At 38.6% G+C, this 21,320-nt stretch carries 21 protein-coding genes; 5 read left to right on the plus strand and 16 right to left on the minus strand.

Translation table 11 applies throughout. The annotated features are described in order from the left end of the window. Nucleotide 1: 1 nt before the first annotated feature. From Q0E08_RS00425 to Q0E08_RS00460, 8 genes are all read right to left on the minus strand, one after another. Nucleotides 2-1,666 (minus strand): type I restriction-modification system subunit M, encoded by a 1,665-nt coding sequence (locus tag Q0E08_RS00425; protein ID WP_294774898.1) that lies wholly within the window; start codon nt 1,664-1,666, stop codon nt 2-4. Next, nucleotides 1,656-2,012, minus strand: a complete 357-nt coding sequence (locus tag Q0E08_RS00430) for a hypothetical protein (protein WP_294774901.1) — start codon at nt 2,010-2,012, stop codon at nt 1,656-1,658. The genes Q0E08_RS00425 and Q0E08_RS00430 overlap by 11 nt, the downstream gene beginning before the upstream one ends. Before the next feature lie 174 nt (nt 2,013-2,186). Further along, on the minus strand, nt 2,187-2,564 hold the full coding sequence (locus Q0E08_RS00435; RefSeq protein WP_294774904.1) for a TnpV protein: 378 nt from the start codon (nt 2,562-2,564) through the stop codon (nt 2,187-2,189). A 4-nt stretch (nt 2,565-2,568) separates the two neighbouring features. Further along, complete coding sequence (locus Q0E08_RS00440) at nt 2,569-3,699, minus strand: plasmid recombination protein (RefSeq protein ID WP_294774907.1); 1,131 nt, start codon at nt 3,697-3,699, stop codon at nt 2,569-2,571. A 176-nt stretch (nt 3,700-3,875) separates the two neighbouring features. After that, on the minus strand, nt 3,876-4,997 hold the full coding sequence (locus tag Q0E08_RS00445) for an AAA family ATPase (RefSeq protein WP_294774910.1): 1,122 nt from the start codon (nt 4,995-4,997) through the stop codon (nt 3,876-3,878). 5 nt (nt 4,998-5,002) lie between these two features. Further along, entirely contained in the window at nt 5,003-5,320 is a 318-nt protein-coding gene (locus Q0E08_RS00450) for a plasmid mobilization protein (protein ID WP_294774913.1), read from the minus strand. Further along, complete coding sequence (locus Q0E08_RS00455) at nt 5,301-6,398, minus strand: site-specific integrase (protein WP_294774916.1); 1,098 nt, start codon at nt 6,396-6,398, stop codon at nt 5,301-5,303. Before Q0E08_RS00455 ends, Q0E08_RS00450 begins: the two co-directional genes overlap by 20 nt. Nucleotides 6,399-6,401: 3 nt before the next feature. Further along, the gene (locus Q0E08_RS00460) at nt 6,402-6,602 is read right to left on the minus strand and encodes a helix-turn-helix domain-containing protein (protein WP_177921107.1); all 201 of its coding nucleotides are present in this window, start codon (nt 6,600-6,602) and stop codon (nt 6,402-6,404) included. Between the two features lie 180 nt (nt 6,603-6,782). Between Q0E08_RS00460 and Q0E08_RS00465 the strand changes: the two genes are divergently transcribed. Next, entirely contained in the window at nt 6,783-7,277 is a 495-nt protein-coding gene (locus Q0E08_RS00465; RefSeq protein WP_177921106.1) for a helix-turn-helix domain-containing protein, read from the plus strand. A 145-nt stretch (nt 7,278-7,422) separates the two neighbouring features. Here Q0E08_RS00465 and guaA read toward each other — a convergent pair whose 3' ends face one another. From guaA to Q0E08_RS00490, 5 genes are all read right to left on the minus strand, one after another. Next, on the minus strand, nt 7,423-8,967 hold the full coding sequence (gene guaA / locus Q0E08_RS00470) for a glutamine-hydrolyzing GMP synthase (protein WP_288528192.1): 1,545 nt from the start codon (nt 8,965-8,967) through the stop codon (nt 7,423-7,425). Between the two features lie 209 nt (nt 8,968-9,176). Continuing rightward, the gene (locus tag Q0E08_RS00475) at nt 9,177-9,503 is read right to left on the minus strand and encodes a DUF86 domain-containing protein (protein WP_294774924.1); all 327 of its coding nucleotides are present in this window, start codon (nt 9,501-9,503) and stop codon (nt 9,177-9,179) included. Further along, the gene (locus Q0E08_RS00480; protein WP_294774927.1) at nt 9,496-9,969 is read right to left on the minus strand and encodes a nucleotidyltransferase domain-containing protein; all 474 of its coding nucleotides are present in this window, start codon (nt 9,967-9,969) and stop codon (nt 9,496-9,498) included. The genes Q0E08_RS00475 and Q0E08_RS00480 overlap by 8 nt, the downstream gene beginning before the upstream one ends. 176 nt (nt 9,970-10,145) lie before the next feature. Next, entirely contained in the window at nt 10,146-11,096 is a 951-nt protein-coding gene (gene prmA, locus Q0E08_RS00485) for a 50S ribosomal protein L11 methyltransferase (protein WP_290906859.1), read from the minus strand. Nucleotides 11,097-11,174: 78 nt separating this feature from the next. Beyond that, on the minus strand, nt 11,175-12,134 hold the full coding sequence (locus tag Q0E08_RS00490; protein WP_294774934.1) for a 3'-5' exoribonuclease YhaM family protein: 960 nt from the start codon (nt 12,132-12,134) through the stop codon (nt 11,175-11,177). A 230-nt stretch (nt 12,135-12,364) separates the two neighbouring features. Between Q0E08_RS00490 and Q0E08_RS00495 the strand changes: the two genes are divergently transcribed. Next, a complete protein-coding gene (locus Q0E08_RS00495) occupies nt 12,365-13,204 on the plus strand; it encodes an SDR family oxidoreductase (protein ID WP_294774936.1) in 840 nt (279 codons plus the stop codon). 101 nt (nt 13,205-13,305) lie between these two features. Further along, entirely contained in the window at nt 13,306-14,754 is a 1,449-nt protein-coding gene (locus Q0E08_RS00500; RefSeq protein ID WP_294774938.1) for an MFS transporter, read from the plus strand. A 98-nt stretch (nt 14,755-14,852) separates the two neighbouring features. Here Q0E08_RS00500 and Q0E08_RS00505 read toward each other — a convergent pair whose 3' ends face one another. Then, nucleotides 14,853-16,439, minus strand: a complete 1,587-nt coding sequence (locus tag Q0E08_RS00505) for a fibronectin type III domain-containing protein (protein ID WP_294774940.1) — start codon at nt 16,437-16,439, stop codon at nt 14,853-14,855. Nucleotides 16,440-16,555: 116 nt separating this feature from the next. Beyond that, nucleotides 16,556-18,070: a hypothetical protein gene (locus tag Q0E08_RS00510; RefSeq protein ID WP_294774943.1), complete on the minus strand. Its 1,515-nt coding sequence runs from the start codon at nt 18,068-18,070 to the stop codon at nt 16,556-16,558. A gap of 145 nt (nt 18,071-18,215) precedes the next feature. Between Q0E08_RS00510 and Q0E08_RS00515 the strand changes: the two genes are divergently transcribed. Together Q0E08_RS00515 and Q0E08_RS00520 are read left to right on the plus strand one after the other, a co-directional pair. Further along, nucleotides 18,216-19,061, plus strand: a complete 846-nt coding sequence (locus Q0E08_RS00515) for an NAD(P)/FAD-dependent oxidoreductase (protein ID WP_294774946.1) — start codon at nt 18,216-18,218, stop codon at nt 19,059-19,061. Further along, nucleotides 19,058-19,546 carry a transposase gene (locus Q0E08_RS00520; protein ID WP_294774948.1) on the plus strand — a complete coding sequence of 163 codons (489 nt, stop codon included), beginning with the start codon at nt 19,058-19,060 and terminating at the stop codon, nt 19,544-19,546. The genes Q0E08_RS00515 and Q0E08_RS00520 overlap by 4 nt, the downstream gene beginning before the upstream one ends. A 160-nt stretch (nt 19,547-19,706) precedes the next feature. Here the strand turns inward: Q0E08_RS00520 and Q0E08_RS00525 are convergent, their stop codons facing one another. Next, nucleotides 19,707-21,320 carry a leucine-rich repeat domain-containing protein gene (locus Q0E08_RS00525; RefSeq protein WP_294774952.1) on the minus strand — a complete coding sequence of 538 codons (1,614 nt, stop codon included), beginning with the start codon at nt 21,318-21,320 and terminating at the stop codon, nt 19,707-19,709.

A 21,320-nucleotide genomic window follows, 5' to 3' on the forward strand; every position in this document is an offset into this window, starting at 1 on the left:
ATTACGCCTCCTCAATATCAGCTATAATCGCATCAATTTCGGCACGCAACGTATTTTCACGCTGAACAATTTCAGATATTTGTTTGTTAAGAACGGCTATATCAATAATTTCTCTTGTATCCTCACTTTCTACATAAGTTGACACAGAAAGATTGTAATCTGCATTTTCAATATCTTTCTGTTTAACAAGAGCAGTAAAATACTTTTCAGTCTTTCGGTTGATATATGCGTTTAATATATTCTGAATGTTATTAGGTTCATTGCTTGCAGTTCCGTCGCCCAATTTATTGCTGTTGGTAGACTTGATAAATTCTTTTGAAGCATCAATAAATAAAGTTTGGTTGTCAACTTTTGATTTTTTGAGAACCATAATGCAAGTTGCAATGCTTGTTCCATAAAAAAGATTATCAGGCAACTGAATGATACATTCAATAAAATTATTATCAATCAAATATTTTCTGATTTTCTGTTCTGCGCCGCTACGATACATAATACCGGGGAAACAAACAATAGCCGCTGTTCCGTCTGTAGCAAGCCAGCTAAGGCAATGCATAATAAAAGCAAAGTCCGCTTTTGATTTAGGTGCCAATACACCGGCAGGAGAAAAACGAGGATCGTTTATCAGTGTTCCATTGTCAGACCCTTCCCATTTAATAGAGTACGGAGGATTTGAAACAATGGCTTCAAACGGTTCTTCATCCCAATGCTTAGGATCAGTCAAAGTATCGCCGTGTTCAATGCTGAATTTATCGTAACCTATATCGTGTAAAAACATATTGATACGGCAAAGGTTATAAGTTGTAATGTTGATTTCCTGACCAAAGAATCCATTACGGACATTGTCTTTACCGAGAATTTTTGCAAACTTCAAAAGTAACGAACCGCTTCCCACAGCAGGGTCGTATACTTTATTTACTTCTGTTTTCATTTTACCGTTATTATCAAGAAGTGAAATTTTAGTTAGAAGATCAGATACCTCTTGTGGTGTGAAAAATTCGCCGCCGCTTTTTCCGGCATTAGAAGCGTACATTCCCATTAAATACTCATAAGTGTCCCCAAAAGCATCAATGGAATTATCTTGATAATTACCAAGATCCATATCTCCAATAACAGTGATTAGTTTTTTTAGTCTTTTGTTTCTTTTGACTACTGTTGGTCCGAGTTTATTGCTGTTTACATCTATATCGTCAAACAAACCTTTGAAGTTTTCTTCGCTTGGACTTCCTATAGCAGATGCTTCAATGTTTTTAAAGTTTGTTTGCAATATTTCATTTAAATTTTCATCCAAATCAGCAATTTCTAATTCTTTGCCGTCTTTTTCTGCTTGATCCTTTGCGTCTTTATCAGCTTTTCTAATTCTGTTTAATAAATTCCCAAACAATTCACCGGGTAAAATAAAGAAGCCTTTTTCTTGCACCATATCATTTTTAACCCTTAAAGCTTCTTTATCGCTGATTTTCGCATAATCAAAATCAGTATTTCCTGCTTCCCATTCACCTTTGTTGAGATAAGTTGTAAGGTTTTCAGATATATATCTATAGAACAGCATACCTAAAACATATTGTTTAAAATCCCAACCATCGACACTTCCTCTAAGTTCATTTGCAAGCGCCCATATTGTACGGTAAAGTTCTGTTCTTTCTTGTTCTCTTTTATTATCGCTCATTTTTGTATTCTCCGTTCTTTAATAATTTTTCGTAATCTATACCATTTCTCAATTTTCTGCACAAATCTTTATTTTCTAAGGCTTTTGCGATATCAGCAGGTACTTCATTTCGTTCTTGTGCAGCTAAATCAAAAAACAACGCTATTTGTTCAGGCTTTGGATTCAATAACCGAAGCATTGCAATTTGTCTATCAGGAGGAGGTGGGTTAACTTTACCGCTTAAAATATCATAAAAGTAAGGTTTCTTTATGCCAAGTGCGGTGTAAAACTTGACATTTGATAATTTTGCCTCTTTTATCATTTGTGCAAGCAAATTACAGAATTTCATAGAATCATCAACAATCAAGTAATCACCACCGTTTCTAAATTAGTATGTAAGTTTACATACTTACATACTATCATATTTTAAAATAAAAGTCAATTTAAAAAGCTTTACAAATTCATAAATGAAATGTATATAATTATAACATTCTTGTACTATCTAAAAATCGGCAGGGATTTCTCCCTGCCGTCGTTGTGTTTATACCGTATAAATCAATTCCGCATTTACAATTTCTGTTGCTCTATTACGAACATTATTCATCTTTTGCACCCAACGCATCATATCGGTTGCTTTGAGTTCCTCGGTTACATTTTCTTTTTCGGCGAGGTCTTTTACTAGCCGGAGAAAAAGGTCTTGCGCCTGCTGTTCAATATCTGCAAGATATGAATTTAGTTTACATTGAGTAAGCAGGGTTGTATAAAACGCCGGTTTATGTTGTTTAATATACTCCTTATGTTTTCTGCCCCAACAGCCGATTTCATAATTTGTATCGGTTGACACAAGATTTGGAATATACACATCGCCTACAAGAGTATAGCTAATGCCTGTAATTTTGTCTGTTATATATTTTTTCATAAAATCACCTATACATTTCTTTATTTCTCGATTGAGATTGTTTTAGAATTTCATCAACATTTTTTGGTCCGATTATTCTGCGAAGTTTACTGTATTGAGCAAGCTTTTTATCTGCTCTGTGAGCCATCTTACTGAATGATTTTGCATCTTTTTTATAAATTTCAACATCATTTTGAAGTCTCCCGACAATTCTGTTTGCATTATAAGCTCGTACCTCTGCTTTGAAGCATCTTACAATCAACGCTTTTACCATTTGCTTTAGCTTATTGAACATCGGTTCAATCAATTTCTTATACGCATTTGCCGACATAAACGGCTTGGGTTCGGGTAAAACGAATTTGTCATCAAAACCACTTTCATCAATTTCTTGCAATTCATTATTGCAATCTTGATAACATTCAATTTCATTTTTAAGCATATCGACCTTTTCTTCAAGCTGTATAACTTCTTTTTGCCGTTCTTTCTTTTTATAATCAAGAACCGATAAATGCTCTCTGTTTGTATGCTGATTTTCCCATTCAATATTAAATTTAAACATAGATTCAGCCAATGATTCTTTTTCGGAATTCACCCATAATACCCATTCTGTTTCTTCTCTGCCGTTGCCGACAAAGCCTTGATTTGCAAGAGCCTGTTTTAACGACACTCTTGTATCAAGTCCACGCTTGCTTCCGGTTGTAAATGGAACAAAATCAATATGCAAATGCGGTGTTGCCTCATCCAAGTGCATATGGGCGGAGAACACACGCAAATACGGATTGCGTTTTTGAAAAGTGCTAACATAATTATCAAGTGCCTTTTCTGCAAGTCCGGTAGTTTGCTTACCAATTCCAAAATCATTTTTATTGCCAATTTGAACTACTATTTCATGAAATGGTTTTTCCTGTTTACCGTTGCAAATTTTTTCATAATAGTTTTTTACTTTTCTGTCATTGCGAGTTTGTTTGGAGTTATAACGCTCAACAGCTTCGTCAAACAATTCGTGATAAACATTTTTTATATCGTCATTTATATACTCTTTGTTCAGGTGCGACCTTTCGGGATTTGTATTCGAGGTATTAAATATCCTGCTGTTATGCTTTAATGCGCCTTTACCAAGTTCAATACTTATGCTTGCTAAATATATAATCGTCACGCCCTTTCTTATAATTTACAAACCTTATTTTTCTGTTACTCTTGCCAAGAGTAACGCAAAAGCACTTTTGACACTTACGCATCACAAGTGCCCTTGCGACCTACGGTGTTTTGAGAAAAGCGTGTCGATTGCGTCGATAATTACACAGCGGTTAAAATATCGACACATCGACGCACCTATTCTATTATCGACAATGATATTATTTTACCTGAATGCTTTCGTTCAAACTTGTATTCAATGTTATAATCGTTTAATAACACAGAATGAAGTGCATTTAAACTACGGCTCAAAACATTTGGAGTAATATCAAATTTCGTTTCTTCTATCAATTGAGTTGCCGTACCTTGCCAAACCTTACAGGCAGAAACAAAAGGCACAATTTTATCGAGTATTTTATCTTTTGGCTTATCGAATAAATCAACATCGGATTTTACAAAATCCCAAGTGCAATTTGCCGAGCGTTCAATTTGAATACATTGTTCGGGCAAATCCCTGCCGGTAACGGAAATAGTAGCTTTGTTCTTGCCTCGTTTTTCCTTTTGCATAACAAATGCTCCGTCAGCAGCACCAAGCAATCCGTTTGTACCTGAAATTGTATCAAACACATCATCGGAATCTTGCTTTCTTGTGTGATGAACAACAAGCAAACACACCTTGAATCTATCAGCAAATCTTTTAAGAATTTCAATAATTCCATAATCACTTGAATAATTCATTTTGTCATTTGAGCTTTCCCTAATCATCTGTAAAGTGTCAATTATAATTAACGATACGCCTTGATTTCTTGCCAAAATATATTCAAGCTGACCTTCAAGACCGTGACCCGCCTTGTTTGAGAATGTTGAAATTATTATATTATCCGGATTTGGCGGAACGCCAAACATATTATAATAACGAGATACTATTCGAGCCTCTCTGTCCTCAAGAGCAAGATAAACTACCTTGCCCTGATTGACCTTTTTATCCCACAAGTCTAAACCGTTGCTGACATGATGTGCTAATTGCAACATTGCAAACGATTTACCGATTTTAGGTGCACCGACAAATAAGTACATTCCCGGATAAAGCAAATCTTTAATTATCGGCTGCTTAATATCATATGATTTATCAAAAAGCTCACCTAAAGTAAAAGTTCTTATAAAATTCGGGTTGCTCTCCTCTCTGAATTCTGCAAACAAATCATCACTATTGCAAAAATCATCTTCATCGGTTATAATATTATTGCTATTTATTAGTGACTGCTTTTCATCTGTACCGGCAGATGTTTCAAAAGCAGTCTTTTTTATTTTCTCGTTCATTATGATTACCCTCCCATTTCCCTTAAAATGGCAGACATATAACAAATAAGACAAAGTGTTTCTTCGCTAATTTCGGAGCCTTTTTCTATTCTGCAAAGTTCGCTGTAAACATTATTTAACTTGTCCCTCAAACCTTTATAAACTCTCGGACTGGGATTAACTGTTATCTCCGTTCTCAGCACCCTATCGATAATATAATCTTGCTTATTAAGTCCCGAAACAGAAACATAATCGTCAAGAAGCTTTGCCTCTTGGGGCGACATACGAAACGATACGATTTTGTTTCGCAATCTGCCTTTTAAGTCAAGATTTTTCGCCGACATTATCAACACCCCTTTCAATATTCAGTTTATTTGCAATTTCGCTTTGCTTGTTAGGAAACATATGGGCATATCTAAAAGTAATATCTATACTTTCGTGACCTACACGATTTGCAATGTCGACTGCACTAAAGCCCATATCAATCAAAAGCGAAACATGAGAATGTCTTAAATCATGAATACGAATTCTTTTTACATCTGCTAGTTTACACCCTCTTTCCATTTCATGGTGCATATAGCTTTTTGTAATTTGAAATATTCTGTCGTCGTCTTCAATACCATAAATACTATGAATATAGTCCTGCATTTCTTCGGCAAGAAATGCAGGCATTTTCACTGTTCGCTTACTTTTCGGTGTCTTTGGGTCTGTAATAACATCCCTACAATCAAATCTTTGATAAGATTTATTTATGCGTACGGTTTCCTTTTGAAAGTCAAAATCAGAAGGAGTTAATGCAAGCATCTCGCCGAGGCGTAAGCCACACCAATACAGCATTTCAAATGCATAAAACGACACAGGTTTATCCATCATCACATCTGCAAATTTAAGATATTCTTCTTTTGTCCAAAAGAGCATTTCTCTGTCACTTTCTTTTTTGCCTATATTTCCTGCCTTTGCCGCCGGATTATTTCTTAAATCATAATATCTTACTGCGTGATTAAAAATTGCACTAAGTTGATTATGAATTGATTTAAGATAAATCGGTGAATAGGCTTTGTCACTCGGGGAACGATAAGCCATCATTTCATTTTGCCACGCTCGTATATCGGACGGTTTTATCTCGTTAATCTTCTTATTTTTGAAATAAGGTAAAATCTTTTTGTCAATAATAGCATTCTTTCCTATCCAGGTATGCTCCTTAATTCTATCCTTCATATCTGCCTTGTATATGTCAACAAAGGTTTCAAAATTCATACTAAGATCGCCTGCTTGCTTCGAGAGAAATTCTCTTTCCCACTCTTGTGCATCACGCTTAGTTTTAAAGCCACGCTTAACCTTACGAGATTGATTGTTTTCCCAATCTTTATAGTAAACAGAAACATACCAAGTACCATTATCTTGATTTTTGTAAACAGGCATAATTTACGCTCCTTTCTCTTCTGCATTTTCATTTATGCCATAAAACTTTTCATTAAAGAATTTACGGCTGACACGACCTGCAAGAGTTTTATAACCCATTTTTTCAAGCTCTTCGTTCAATTCTTTTATAATTTTATAAGCATATGTTTTTGAAATTCCTAATTCTTCTTGAATTTCCTCGGCTTTCATAAAAAGTTTGTTCATTATTTCACCTCCCTTCGATCACTAAACAATATTGTTTAGTGTTCATTTGTATAATACTAAACATTTTTGTTTATGTCAATACTTATGGCACAATTTCATTAAACTTTTTTGTTTAATATGTTGCAAATTTCAAATTTATCGGTTATAATCAAATTATACAAAAATGTTTAGGAGTAAGATATGACAGTTGGCGATAGATTAAAGAGGTTTAGAAAAAGAAAAAATCTCACGCAAAAACAATTAGGCTTAGCCGCAGGCTTTGACAAACTCGGAGCAGATGTTCGCATTGCTCAATATGAAAGCGGCACAAGACGACCAAAGGGTAAATATGTTGAACGGTTAGCCGCTATTGTCGGTGTACAGCCGTCAGCCTTGGAAGTTCCCGACATAAATAATTACGAAGCGTTATTTCAGCTTCTTTTCGCACTTGAAGATGAGTACGATTTACATATTTGCACCGATGAAATAGGTTTACCTTATTTAATGCCGAAAGACCCGACATCTCACGAGTCCGACGGGTTTATGGAATGGAGCAAAAAACATGAGCAGCTTAAAAATGGAGAAATAACGCAAGAGGAATATGATGAGTGGCGTTATAATTACCCTATGAGTGCCGCAAGAGAAAACCATAAAAAACTTATGGAATTATGGGACAAAAAGAAAAACGGCGAATAAAAATAACCCCTAATGTATGAATTGAGTCATACATTAGGGGTTTTCCCTTTGTATTAAATTAGTGAAACAGTATCAAAACAGTATCATTTGAAGTTATCAAACACTCAAAGCCCAGTGTTTAAGCCACTTTCAAGATTTCTGTTAATTATTCCCACTCAACTGTTCCGGGTGGTTTGGAGGTTATATCATAGACCACTCGATTGATATGAGCGCACTCGTTTGTGATGCGGTTGCTGACTTTGGCGAGAATATCATACGGAATTCTTGCCCAGTCGGCAGTCATAAAGTCATCGGTTGTAACGGCTCTGATGACAACCACATTGTCGTATGTTCTGTGGTCGCCCATAACGCCTACGGAGTTGACGCCCGGAAGGACGCAGAAGAACTGCGCAAGGTTGCTCTCGTAACCGTTTTTGCTCATTTCGTCACGGAGTACCCAATCGGCATCCTGCAAAATTCTTACTTTTTCGGCTGTAACTTCGCCGATAATTCTTACACCGAGGCCCGGACCCGGGAACGGCTGACGCCATACAAGCTCGTGAGGAATTCCGAGTTTTTCGCCTACTGCTCTTACTTCGTCCTTAAAGAGGTCGCCGAGCGGCTCGATTGTGTCAATAAACGAAATATCCTTTGGTTTTTCAACCATATTGTGGTGAGTTTTGATAACAGCAGTCTGTGCCTTGCCGTCGCTTTTGCCCTTGCCGGACTCAATTCTGTCAGGATAAATTGTACCCTGTGCAAAGAATCCCTCTGCGGCTCTTGCTCTGACTTCGTCCCAGAATACCTTGTAAAATTCCGTGCCGATAATCTTTCGCTTTTGTTCAGGGTCTGTAACGCCCTTCAAACATTCCATAAAGTGGTCGCCGCAATTTACACGAACAAAATTCATATCAAAAAGCTCTGTAAAAGTCTTTTCTACAAAGTCGCCCTCGTCCTTACGCATAAGGCCTTGATCAACAAAAACGCAGGTGAGTTGCTTGCCGACTGCACGGGAAAGCAAGCCTGCTGCAACGGAGCTGTCTACACCGCCCGACAAGCCCAAAATTACATGCTTGTCGCCGATTTTTTCACGAAGTTCTTTAACAGTATTGTCAATAAAATTATCCATTACCCAGTCGCCCGAGCACTTGCAAACTTCGTAAAGGAAGTTGTAAAGCACCTGCTTGCCGTACTCGGAATGAGTAACCTCAGGGTGGAACTGAACAGCGTAAATATTCTTTGCCTTGTTCTCCATAGCGGCACACGGGCAGTCATCGGTGTAACCGATAATTTCAAATCCCTGCGGCGGAGTTGCAATATAGTCTGTGTGGCTCATCCAAACTACCGACTTTTCAGGTACGCCTTTGAAAAGCACAGAGTCCTTGGCATTGAGTTCAATCTTGCCGTATTCGGAAACAGGAGCGGTTTTAACCTCGCCGTCGCCCATCCAAGCGATAAGCTGACAGCCGTAGCAAATGCCGAGAACCGGCACGCCGAGTTCCAAAATATCCTTTGTATAATGCGGTGACGACATATCAAAAACCGAATTAGGTCCGCCTGTAAAAATAATGCCCTTGTAACCGTTTGCTTTGATGGTTTCAAGCGGGGTGGTATAAGGCAAAATTTCGGCATAAACATGATGGTCACGCACACGACGGGCGATAAGCTGATTGTACTGACCGCCGAAGTCCAAAACTAAAATCTTTTCCATATCTTTCTCGCAATCTAAAAATTTTAAATACACAATTATTATATAGTATATCCCGAATTAATGCAAGGGGATAATAGCCCAAAAGAAAAAGAACTTTGCATTGCTGCAAAATTCTTGTGCTAACCCCTCAGTCGCACATAAAGTGCGACAGCTCCCCTTTAAAGAGGAGCCTTGGTCGGTTATTTGATTTTAGTTCGCCCCTACGGTGTTTAATCAAGCATATTTAGCAATTCGGGAATGTCATTTTTTAAGGTATCATAAACAACATTCAAATCAACATTTCCATAGTCGTGCACAATACGGTTACGCAATCCCGAAATCGAATTCCATGGAACATTTGCTTTTTTCAATTTATAATCGTCAGTTAAACGCTTTGAATTTTCAGATATTTGAATCATTCTAAACATCATAGAATCAAGCAATATATCGTTTTTACCGAATTCCTCCAAAGTCACATCTGCCATATGAAATGAAATAAATCGCAAATCGTTTACTATTTTTTCAATATAATAATTATCATTTTTAATGTTATCCATAAATTTTTATACCGTCCCTCAAAATTTCTCGGAGCAATTCAGGATTATTGTTTAGTTGTTTTATATCTAATGCATCAATTTTTTTATTAAGTGCATTTCTCAAATCTTCAACAAGTCCAAAATATTTCAATCCTCTTTCTTCAGTACAAATCAACAAATCAACATCGCTGGTTTCTGTTGCTCTGCCCTTTGCATATGAGCCGAAAAGATAGCAAAATTCAACATCATAATTCTCAAAAACAGAACTGCATTCATCAATTATATTTTGGATTTCAAGTATTCCGTGCTCCTCATCAACGGGGTTAATTAAATTTAGCTGCTCAACAAAATAATTATACTTTATTGTGTCTTTCTTTGATTCATCATTTTCATACGATTTATAAGAACGCAACGAAACACCAAACATATCGGCAACCTGCTGTTGGGTTAAGTTCTTTGATACTCTCAATTTTTTTAGTTCGCTCATAATTGCACCTCTATTGTATTATAGTGCAAAAATTGCACCCTGTCAATAATGAAAGTGCAAAAATTGCATTTTATGTAAAGTCAGGGTGCAAAAATTATATCAAGTCCTTTTAACCCCTCAGTCGCACATAAAGTGCGACAGCTCCCCTTACAAGTAAGAGGAGCCTTATTGAATTATTATGCTTTTTTGAGGGCGAAAACGAGCCAGCCGTTATTTTCGAGGCGTTCCATAACCTCAAAGCCGTTTTGAGCAAAGGAATAAAGCACTTCGTCCTCTCGGCTTTCGATAATTCCGCCTGTGATGTAAACGCCGTCATCTGTAAGGAATTCGCCAACCTGCGTGTTGAACTGCATAACAATGTCGGCAACGATATTTGCAACAACAACATTGAACTTGCCGCTCACCTTGTCGGACAAATCACCCTGAACGGCGGTGAATCTGTCCTCGCCGAAACCGTTTTGGAGTGCGTTCTCCTTGGCAGTTTTGACAGCAAGTTCGTCAATGTCAACGCCGAATGCCGACTTTGCACCGAGAAGAAGCGTTGCGATAGAAAGAATGCCCGAACCGCAACCGATGTCAAGCACGGTGCTGTTTTCATCAACATATTTTTCGAGCGTTTCAAGGCAAAGTTGAGTTGTCGGGTGAGAGCCCGAACCGAAAGCAAGACCCGGCTCAATATCAAGCACCTTGCGGTCGCCTGCATCATAATTATCTTCCCAAACAGGGCGGATAAGTAACTTCTTACCTATCGGCATAGGGTGAAAATACTGCTTCCAATTGTTCTGCCAATCCTCCACCTTGCAATCGGAAATTGTAATTTCGTGCTCAATTCCGAGTGCGTCAAGGCGTTCCTTGATAAACGAAGTGGACTCAAGCGGATTTTCATCAGGATTGATGTAAATATGGATTATGCCCTTTGTTCTGTCCTTTTCAAGCAAGGATTCCTCAATCAAATCAATGTGGGCAATCTCCATAGTTTCCTCTTCAAGAGCGGAATAATCCTCAATGTAAATGCCGTACGGCACTACCATATTTGCAATGTCGCCTGCGGCGTCTATATCTTTTGTGTCAACAGTAACAGCGATTTCCGTCCAGCTGTCCTGCTCAACTGCGTTAGTCATTCCCATAATTTTAACCTTTCATATATGGCATATTCGTAATTTTCATAAAAGGCGAACACAGTTCGCCCCTACGATATTTGATAATCAGAAATTCACCTTGTGGCTTGGGTCGCCGAGATGGTGATTATATAATTTTCTGTTGTCGAGTGCCCACTGTCTATCGGAAAAACCGCCTTTTTCAACGCCGTCAAGAGCGTTGTTAATCTCATAAATCGTTGCGTCAAGTGAGTCGAGAGTTGACAAAATCTCCGCCTCAAGGAACATTGGGCGAACAGCCGCACCGTAATCCGGAATTCCGTGGTGTGACAAAATCATATGCTCAAGAAGTGTAACCTTTTCGCCCGAAATGCCGAGTTTTTTAGCCGTTTCGTCAACATACATTGCACCTTTTACGAGGTGACCGATAAGTTCGCCCTCGGTGCTGTAACCGCTTGCAAGTCCCGATTGAGAAGTTTCAAGTTCCCAAGTTTTTGCGACATCGTGAAGAATTACACCCGAAAGAAGCAAATCCTTGTTGATATTTGGATAAATTTTGCAGATTTCCTCTGCCATACGCACAATGCTCATTGTGTGATACATAAGGCCGCCGACGATTGCGTGATGAAGTCGAAGTGCGGCAGGATAAGTTACGAGTTTGTCCTTTTTGTCGTCAATAATCGCAAGCACAATCGCCTTCAAATCATTGTCTGCAAAAGCTTCAACCCTTTTGTGAATCATATCAAAAAGCTGTGCACCGCCAACCTCGGCACTCGGCACAAGGTCGGCAAGATTATAGTCATCATTTGCCGATGCAGGACGCATTTGCGAAATTCTGAACTGGTCCCTGCCGTTATATTGTTCTACGCTTCCTCGAATTTTAACAATCATATCTGATGAAAAAATGCCGTTTGGCTGATAATCCCACCATTTGCCGCTCATCTCTCCGTCTTTGTCGCAAATAACGACATCAAGATAAATCGAGCCTGATTTTGTCTTTTTTTCTTCACATTTTTTGAGGAGCACAAAACTCTCAACCATTCCGTTTGGCAATTCGGTAAAATTCATAATATATCTCACTTTCGTTTGTGTTAATAACAAGAATATGTACAATATGTACGGTAGGCGAACACAGTTCGCCTCTACGATATATTGATTATACATTATAATACATTATATATCAAGTTGACGAACAAAAAAATGTACTTTAACATTCCATTTGACATTTGACAACAGCATAATTTTGTAGTATCATTATAGCGTATGAAAACACAAATAATCACTCGGAGGATATACATATGAGTACATGTTGGCTTCAAGGCAAAACCGTAGTTGTTACCGGCGCATCGGGCGGTATGGGTGCAGGTATTGCCGCAACACTTATCAAAAAACACGGCTGCACCGTTATCGGCGTAGCAAGAAACGAAAAGAAAATGCTTCACTTCATTGAAGAACTCGGCGAAACATATGCAAAGCAATTTTCATACGAGCTTTTTGATGTAAGCGTTAAAGAAAATTGGGAGAACTTTGCAAACGAGCTTAACGAAAAGGGCATTAAGGTTGATGTTCTTGTCAACAACGCAGGTATTCTTCCAAAATTCAAGAGATTTGACAAATATTCTTATGACGAAATCGAAAGAGCAATGAACATCAACTTCTACTCTTGCGTATATTCGGTTAAAACAATGTTGCCGATGCTTCTTCAGTCAAGCACACCGGCTATCATCAACATTGACTCATCTGCCGCTCTTATGACTCTTGCAGGCACATCAATGTATTCTGCATCAAAGGCTGCACTCAAGGGCTTTACAGAAGCACTTCGTGTTGAGTTCCAAGGCAAGATGTATGTTGGTCTTGTTTGCCCGGGCTTCACAAAGACAGATATTTTCAGAGGCCAAGGCAATGCCGATATGAGCAGCGGCGCAAAGGTTATGGATATGATTTCAACCGATTGCGACAAGATGGTTAAGATGATTATGTTTGGCATCGAGCACAAGGCTCCTATGCAGGTTCACGGCTTTGATGCACACGCAATGAGCGTTTTCAACCGTCTTATGCCTGTTTACGGTTCAAAGCTTTTCAGCTCGGTTATGAGAATGGCTAATGTAGATATTTTTAAAGAAGTATTTTCGGATTAATCTAAAATTTCTTCTTTGTCATGGCAAAGGCGCCAAGGCAGGATTGCACTATTCTGTCTTGGCTTATTTTATTTAAAAATTTAAAAGTGAGGTAAAAAACAATGGCTGAAGCTACAAAAGATATTGCAAAGCAAAAATATCTTAACTTCAAAGAAATTGCCGCTTATTCTCTCGGTCTGTTCGGCTTTCAGGCAATAGTCGGATTGCTCAACAGTTATCAGGCAGAATTTGACGGCTCGATTTTGGGTGCAAATGTATCGGTGGTTGCAATTCTCATCTTGATTGCAAAAATCGTTTCTGCAGTTGCCGACCCTGTCGTAGGTAATTTGGTTGACCGCTCAAAAAGCAAAATGGGCAAATTCAAAAGTATGATTGTGTATTCAATCGTTCCGCTTCTTATTTTCACGGCGGTTGTGTTTATTGATGTTCCGTTTAAAGACAACAAGGTTGCAACATACATTTGGATTTTCGGCACTTATCTTATTTGGAGCATTGCAATGACAATGGGTGATGTTCCGTCGCAGGGTATCGCCGCCGCACTCACACCAAACCCGACAGAAAGAACAAATGTTGTTTCTATCTCAAACACCTTCAAGCAGGTAGGTTTCAGTGCTTGCGTTGTAATTGTGCCTATTGTTTGCCTCATCATTCCGGGCGGCTCAAAGGTTTTTGTAAAATCGGGCGAAACAGACACCCCGATGATTTCCGGCGAATATCTCGGCACTGCAATTCTCACGGCGATTTTAGGTTGCGTACTTTTTGCACTCATTCCGCTCCTCAACAAAGAGCGTGTTACGGTTGAATCCGGCGAAAAAACAACCGCAAAAGATATGATTTTCGCCCTCAAAGACAACAAGCCGTTTATGCTTGTAATTGTTTCTTACTTCCTCGGCTTCGGCAGACAGATGGCAATGGGCATTCAGGTTCAGGCTGCCACCGTTATTCTCGGAAGCCAAAACCTCGTTGCCGTTTTGGGTATTGTAACCGCCGTAGGTTCTATGATAAGCATGGCACTTTGCCCGTTGCTCATCAAAAAGTTGGATGAAAGAAAGGCTTACATTCTTCTTTCGGTTTACGGTTTTGCCGCTTCGATTTTCTCATTTGCAGTCGGCTACTTCTGGTTCAAATCCCCAAGTAATATGGTGCTTACCGTTTTGTTCTACGCAAGCTTGTTCCTTATCGGCTTGCAATTCGGTGCCGTAACTCTTATGCCAATGATTATGACAGCCGACTGTGTGGATTACTACGAATACAAAACAGGCAAGAGAATGGAGGGCACCTGCTACTCAATCCTCACTCTTACAATCAAGGTTTGCCTTGCTCTCGGCACAGCTGTCGGACTCATCTTTGTTCAGGCTTCGGGCTATTATGACGGCCTTGCAACAGGCACATTTAACCTCAGCACAAAGAACATTATATTCTTTGCATACACCGCCCTTCCGGGTATACTTGCACTTCTCTCAATCATTCCTATGATTAAGTACGATGTTGTAGGTGCCAAGAAAGCCGAAATCAGCGAAACCCTCGCAAAGAAAAGAGAAATTCAGTAAAACAAAACAATTCAATAATCTTGAACCGAACACAAAAATTATAAGGGATTGCTTCACATAACAGTGAAGCAGTCCCTTATTTATTGTGCTGAATTAATTTACTTTGCAGTCTTTGCTTTGATGTTTGACCACGGGCCGTAATATATTCTGCCGCCTGCCTTTTTATAGGCTCTGACTCTTACATAATACTTTCTGCCCTTGGTGAAGTTTTTGCCGGTATAAGACTTGTATCTTCTGCCTGTGATTGTCTTTTTGGCAGAAATCTTTTTAAACTTCTTATCTCTTGCCCAAACAATTTGATAACCTGTAGCGGATGTTGTGCACTTGTTCCACTTTACAACAATCTTGTGACCGCTCTTTTTAGCTATAAGACTTACAAGCTTAACCTTTGCCGGAGTGTAGTTCTTAGTAGTTGTTACAGGCTTTGTTGTGGTTGGCTGAGCTTGAGTTATTGTGGCATTTGTGTAATACAATGTTGTATTTGTCTTTGCCTTCATATATCCTGCGGCAAATGCAAGACCGTCCGATGCAGTGTTGTTTGCACCGATATTAAAGAAATTATAAATACCCTGGAACGGTGCGGTTGTGCCTGTAATTGCAGAACCGTAGTATACACCGTTTTCTTGGCGAATCTTTGTTGCAATGTAATTTACGCCCCAGCCGTTAGTTGTGGAAGCAGCAATTATCGCATCTGTATATGTAGCATTCTTAAGAGTTGTTCCCGAGCCTGTTGTATAATTTGTTATTGAACCCTCTGTAGTGGTGTATGTGATGTCTTTATTCTCCATCCAAGAGCCCTTGAGAATACCGTTTACAAGATTCTTTGGGGCATTTGCATCAGGAGACATTTTATCACAATCTTCCTTTTTCAGGCTTTCAAACTGGAAAACACCGTCTAAAGTTAAGAAATTAAGAGGATTGAGATACTTTTCAACATCTGTTTTTAAAGCTCTAGGATTTGCTTTCATTTCTGCCGCTACCGCCTGATCAAATGTAAGACCGGTATTAACAGCTTTAAAAGTATAATTTGTTCCGCCGTACATTCTTGCAAAATCTGCAATATCATGCGCATATTTACCTGTAAATTCCGGATAACTTGCCGTTGAATAATTACCGTTATCACCCGGAATATTTAAATAAACAGGAATGTAAAATGTATGCGGTGATTCAAGCAAACCTGCATTTTTATATCCGTTATAAAGAATCTTTGCTTCATCAGCTGCACCGCTGATATTTGTCATATATTCATGTGTAAACTGCTTTGTTGAAGTTGTATTAACATTAAACTTCTGGAAATACAATGTAAATTGGTCTGAAAGATAATTGTCGGCAATATACTTTGCACCGTAAACGATTGAATCGTAAGGGTTTGTCCACGGTCTGCCGTAGTTACCGCCAAAAAATGTTGTGTCAACATCTGTTTTGTTGATGTAGCCGATGATTCCGCTTGATGCAGTTGCAGTTTGAGTGCCAAACTTTACCTGTGTTGTAGGTGCATATTTGCCACTGCCTTGCTCTGTATAAAGTCTGACCACATACTGATTTCCGCTGTCACGGATATAAGTCATACGCTGACCGGCAGGAATTGTAATGTTTGTTGTTGCCGCCTGAGCAGTTGAAGCAAAACCAAGCATACTTGTAGCAAGAACTGCAACAGACAAAATACCTGAAATTAATTTTTTCATTTTATTCATCCTTTCATAAATTTTATATAATTTATTCCTTGTATTCAAATTATACCATATGTACATTTAAAATGCAATACAAATCCGAGCACCGCTTTAACGCTCCGTATATTAAGTTATTTAGATGTTTTTGACTTAATATTTGACCAAGGAGCGTAATATTTTTTGCTTCCGACCTTCTTATAAGCTCTTACCTTTACATAATACTTTTTACCCTTTGTAAAGTTTTTGCCGGTGTAAGTTACCTTTGACCTGCCTTTTGTAGTTGTTTTGGCAACAATCTTTTTAAACTTTTTGTCCTTTGCCCAATAGATTTGGTAGCCTGTTGCAGATGTTGAGCACTTGTTCCACTTTGCCTTGATTTTGTGACCTTTAAGTGCGGTAAGGCTTGTTAACTTAACCTTTTTCGGAGTATAATCCTTTGTTGTTGTGGAAACTGACGAGTCTGAATCTGAATCATCATTTGGCATATTGTCAAAAACAGGAATATAGAATGTATGTGCTTTGTCGAGCAAATCCGCTCTTGAATAACCGCTGTAAAGATGATATCCCTCGCTTGCCGCACCGTTGACATTTGTCATATACTCATGCTTGTACAAATTGCCCGACTGCTCGTTAACATTAAACTTTTGCAAATACATTGTGTATTGATATTTAAGATAGCCGTTTGCGATGTACTTTGTGCCGTAGTAAATTGCTTTGTTTGGGTCGGTCCACGGTCTGCCGTAATTGCCGATGTATGTTGTATTCAAATCGGATTTTTTAACATATCCGATATCTTTATCTTCATATTTGCCGTTTCCGAGTTCATCGTAAAGAGTAACCCTGTAAAAATCACCCTTTTGATTAATATAGCACATCCTTTGACCTTTTGATACAGTTGCAATCGCCTCGGAATTTTCATCAGCGGCTTCGTACAAAACCGTATCGGTCTTTGCCTTTAAAAATCCTGCCGCCCAAGCAAGTCCGTCCAAAGCTGATGAGTATGCACCAATGTTAAAATAATTATATATACCCTGAAACGGCGGATTTAACCCACTTACGGCTTTGGCGGAATTTGTTGCACCGCCGTTTTCCTGACGGATTTTTGCCGCAATGTAGTTTGCACTCATTCCGCTGTCGTTTGACGCCTTAATCATTGACTCGGCATAGCTTGAAACTTCGCTTACTTTTTTGCTGACATTTTGTGTGTCAAAATATGTAATTTCACTGTTTGCCATCCAAGTGCCTTTGAGAATAGCATTTACACTTGATACGGACTGAGAAGCATCGCTTTTTTTGATGCTTTCAAACTGAAAAATGTACTTTTCGCTTAACCAATTACGAGGGTCAAGATAATCACGCAGATTTTCTTCTGAAGTAGGAGTGCCTGATTTTTCGCCTTGAACGGCTTCGTCAAAATCCAAACCGGTTTTGAATGCCACAAATTTCCAATTAGGGTGTTCTTTTTGCAATTCAGCCAATCCCACGGAGCCGTGTTCCGAGCTGTAAGAGCCGTCTATGTAACTGTCCGAAAATCCTGCGGCTTTTAAACTTTCTTCAACCGTTGCCGCCTGAACGCTTGCACCGAATGTTGCAAAGCTTGTTACAAGCATTACAGTTGATAATATTACAGATATAATTTTTTTCATAAATTTTCCTTTCAAAATATTACAAATTGTAACTTTCGGAATATATATTATCACAATTTGTAGAAAAATGCAACACACTAAGTTTTGGTACAGATGGAAAATAAACGCAATATGTGGTATAATAACCACAAAGGAAGTGAATAAAATGTTTGATATAGCAATAATCGGAAGCGGTCCGGCAGGAATTTCTGCGGCAATAAATTGCAAAATCAGGAACAAATCATTTGTTCTTTTCGGTCAAAATGAGCTTTCACACAAGGTGGTAATATCGGAAAAAATCAATAACTATCCGGGTTTGCCAAACATAACAGGCGAAGAACTCAACGCAAAAATGCGTGAGCACCTCAACTCAATGCAAATTGAGATTACCGATGAAAGAATAACCGGAATATACAAAATGAAAGACAAATTCACCTTGCTTGCAGACAGAAAAATGTTTGAAGCAAGGGCGGTTATACTTTGCCTCGGTGCGGAAACAATAAAGCCATTGCCAAACGAGCGAGAACTTCTCGGCAGGGGCGTAAGCTACTGTGCAACCTGTGACGGAATGCTGTACAAAGACAAAAAAATCGCCGTATTCTGCGACAATGCAGACAGCGAGGAGGAAGTTGAATATTTGAGCGAACTTGCAAGCGAGGTCTACTATTCGCACAGGTTTGAATCCAGAATAAACAACGAAAATGTTATACATCTTACATCAAAAATTAAAGGGGTTATCGGTGAAAACAAAGTAAGCGGAATTGAGCTTGCAGACGGAACAAAACTTGATGTTGACGGTGTGTTTTTCATCAAGCAGGCTGTTGCCGCCGATGTGCTTTTGAATAAACTCGAAGTTGAGCAGGGAAGAATTGTAGTTGACAGAAATATGCAAACTAGCATTGACGGCTGTTTTGCCGCTGGTGACTGCACAGGCACTCCGTACCAAATTGCAAAAGCCGTAGGCGAAGGAAATGTTGCGGCACACAGTGCAATAAAGTGGTTGAGTTTATGAACAACATTGAATTACCAAAAAGAAAAGCCAACAGATTGCCAAATTATGATTATTCGCAAAACGGTGCATATTTTATAACAATTTGTGTAAAGGATAAAGAACCGATTTTGTCAAAGATCGAATTTAACAGCATTTATCCAAACGAAATTAGGTTATCAAAATTTGGTATCATTGTTGCTAATGAAATTTTAAATATTGAAAAAAGATTTGATAATACTAAAGTTTTGGATTATGTTATTATGCCAAATCATATACATTTAATTATTCAATTAGATGATTGTAGCTGTTCATTAGGTCAAATTATTGGTTCTTTCAAATCAATAGCTACATTACAAAGCAAAAAAATCGGATATTCTAATGATAAATTATTTCAGCGAAATTATTATGACCATATAATTAGAAATGAAGATGATTATTTGACAAAATCAAATTACATCAAGAATAATCCGGAAAAATGGTTAGATGATAAATATTATAAATCGTAGGGGTCAGGCTTGCCTGACCCGTTTTAATTTTCGGGATGGGCAAGCCCATCCCCTACGGTGTTTCTTGTTATATATATAAGAGTAAAACCCGGTGCTCTGTAACAGAGCACCGGGCCACTTTGAGAACTATAATAATTTAATTAAAATTAACACTAAAAACTTACTTAACTTTTACAGTCTTTGCAGCTGAGTATGAGCTATACTTTGTGCCGTTTGAAGTCTTCTTGTAAGCACGAACCTTAACCTTATACTTACCAGCCTTGAGACCCTTAACTGTTGTGTTGAGAGCGCGAGCGTTCTTAACCTTTACAGACTTGCTCTTGCCGTTCTTTGTGAACTTGATCTGGTAACCAGTTTGGCCAGCCATAGCAGAAGCCTTAACTGTGAACTTGCTCTTGCCGCCCTTTACAGATGCCTTAAGAACCTTCTTCTTAAGAACCTCTACCTTAGTAGCGTCGCAAACCTTACATGTGTAAGTCTTTGAACCTGCAGCCCAGATTGTAGCAGCTACAGTCTTTGTAAGAGCATATTGATGCTTACCAGCTGCGCAATCAGCAGCGTTGTAAACTGCAAAGCCTTCAGCCTTAGCATACTTAGCAGCTGTTGAATCAGCGTTTGCTACTACGAAGAAGCCATTGATTTCCTTGTGAATAGTATCATCATACTTCTTGTACTGAGTTGTTGTGTTCATACCGTGTGTATAACCGAATGCACGTTCACCGATTACTGCATCATCATTTGGTACAGTAGCACCGGCAATGTTTGTGCCGTCGAATGACCAAGCACCGATGTAAGCAACTTTCTTGCCGAAGTCAACTCTGTTCTTGAGAGCCATATCTTCTTCAAAAGCATTATCATCTACATATGTGAGGTCTGCAGGCATGTTAACCTTCTTGAGGCTGTGCATGTAATCGCAACCATAGATAGCTGTAACTGTTGAAGGAATTGTCATACCAACGATTCTGATTCTCTTTGATTCAGACATATTTGAGAGGTCTACAGATGTTACATCGTAGCCACCAACTGTCTTAGGCATTGTGAGGTTGATAGATGCGCCATGGTAACCAGTAATTTCTGCACCAACACCTGTTGTGTACCACTGAGCAGGAGTCTTGATCTTGCCATCCTTGTCATAAAGAGCAACATATTCTCTCTTTACATCATACTGATATGAATAACCTGTGTTTTCAACAGCAGAAATTGTTGCATATGACTTTGCAGGAATAACAAGTTTTACAAGATATGTGTAAGCCTTAACGAATGTTTCTGTACCCATACCATTAAGATTGTAGTGAGTTGCATTTGCACCGGCATCATAGTTTACAACTACATCGCCTTCGTTAGCTGTCTTAACAATCTTTACGAATGTTGAAGAATCAAATACCTTATTTCTGATATCTGTAGGATCAGCATTACCTTCTGCATCCTTATGATTTTCATCAAATTGCATCATGTAGTTGCCGGATTTATCCTTAGCCCAGTCATAACGAACACCGTCATATACACCAACTTGTACCTGAGCTGTTGCGCCTGTTTCTTTTGAGCAAGCTACTGAGAATGTATAATCAGCAGTCTTAGCAGGCTTGAACAAATACCAAACTGTTTTTTCAGTATCTGCACTGTTCATTACTGTTTGATTTGCAAAAGCAGCTGCTTTTTGAACAGTTGAACCATCATTTGTTTCAGCAGCGAATGCTGTTGAACTTACAGCAGCAGATGAAACAGCCATAATAGCTGCAAGTGCTACTGAAAGAGTTTTCTTAAATTTTCTCAT

This window comes from uncultured Eubacterium sp. (assembly GCF_934561735.1).
Lineage (GTDB): Bacteria > Bacillota > Clostridia > Oscillospirales > Acutalibacteraceae > Eubacterium_R.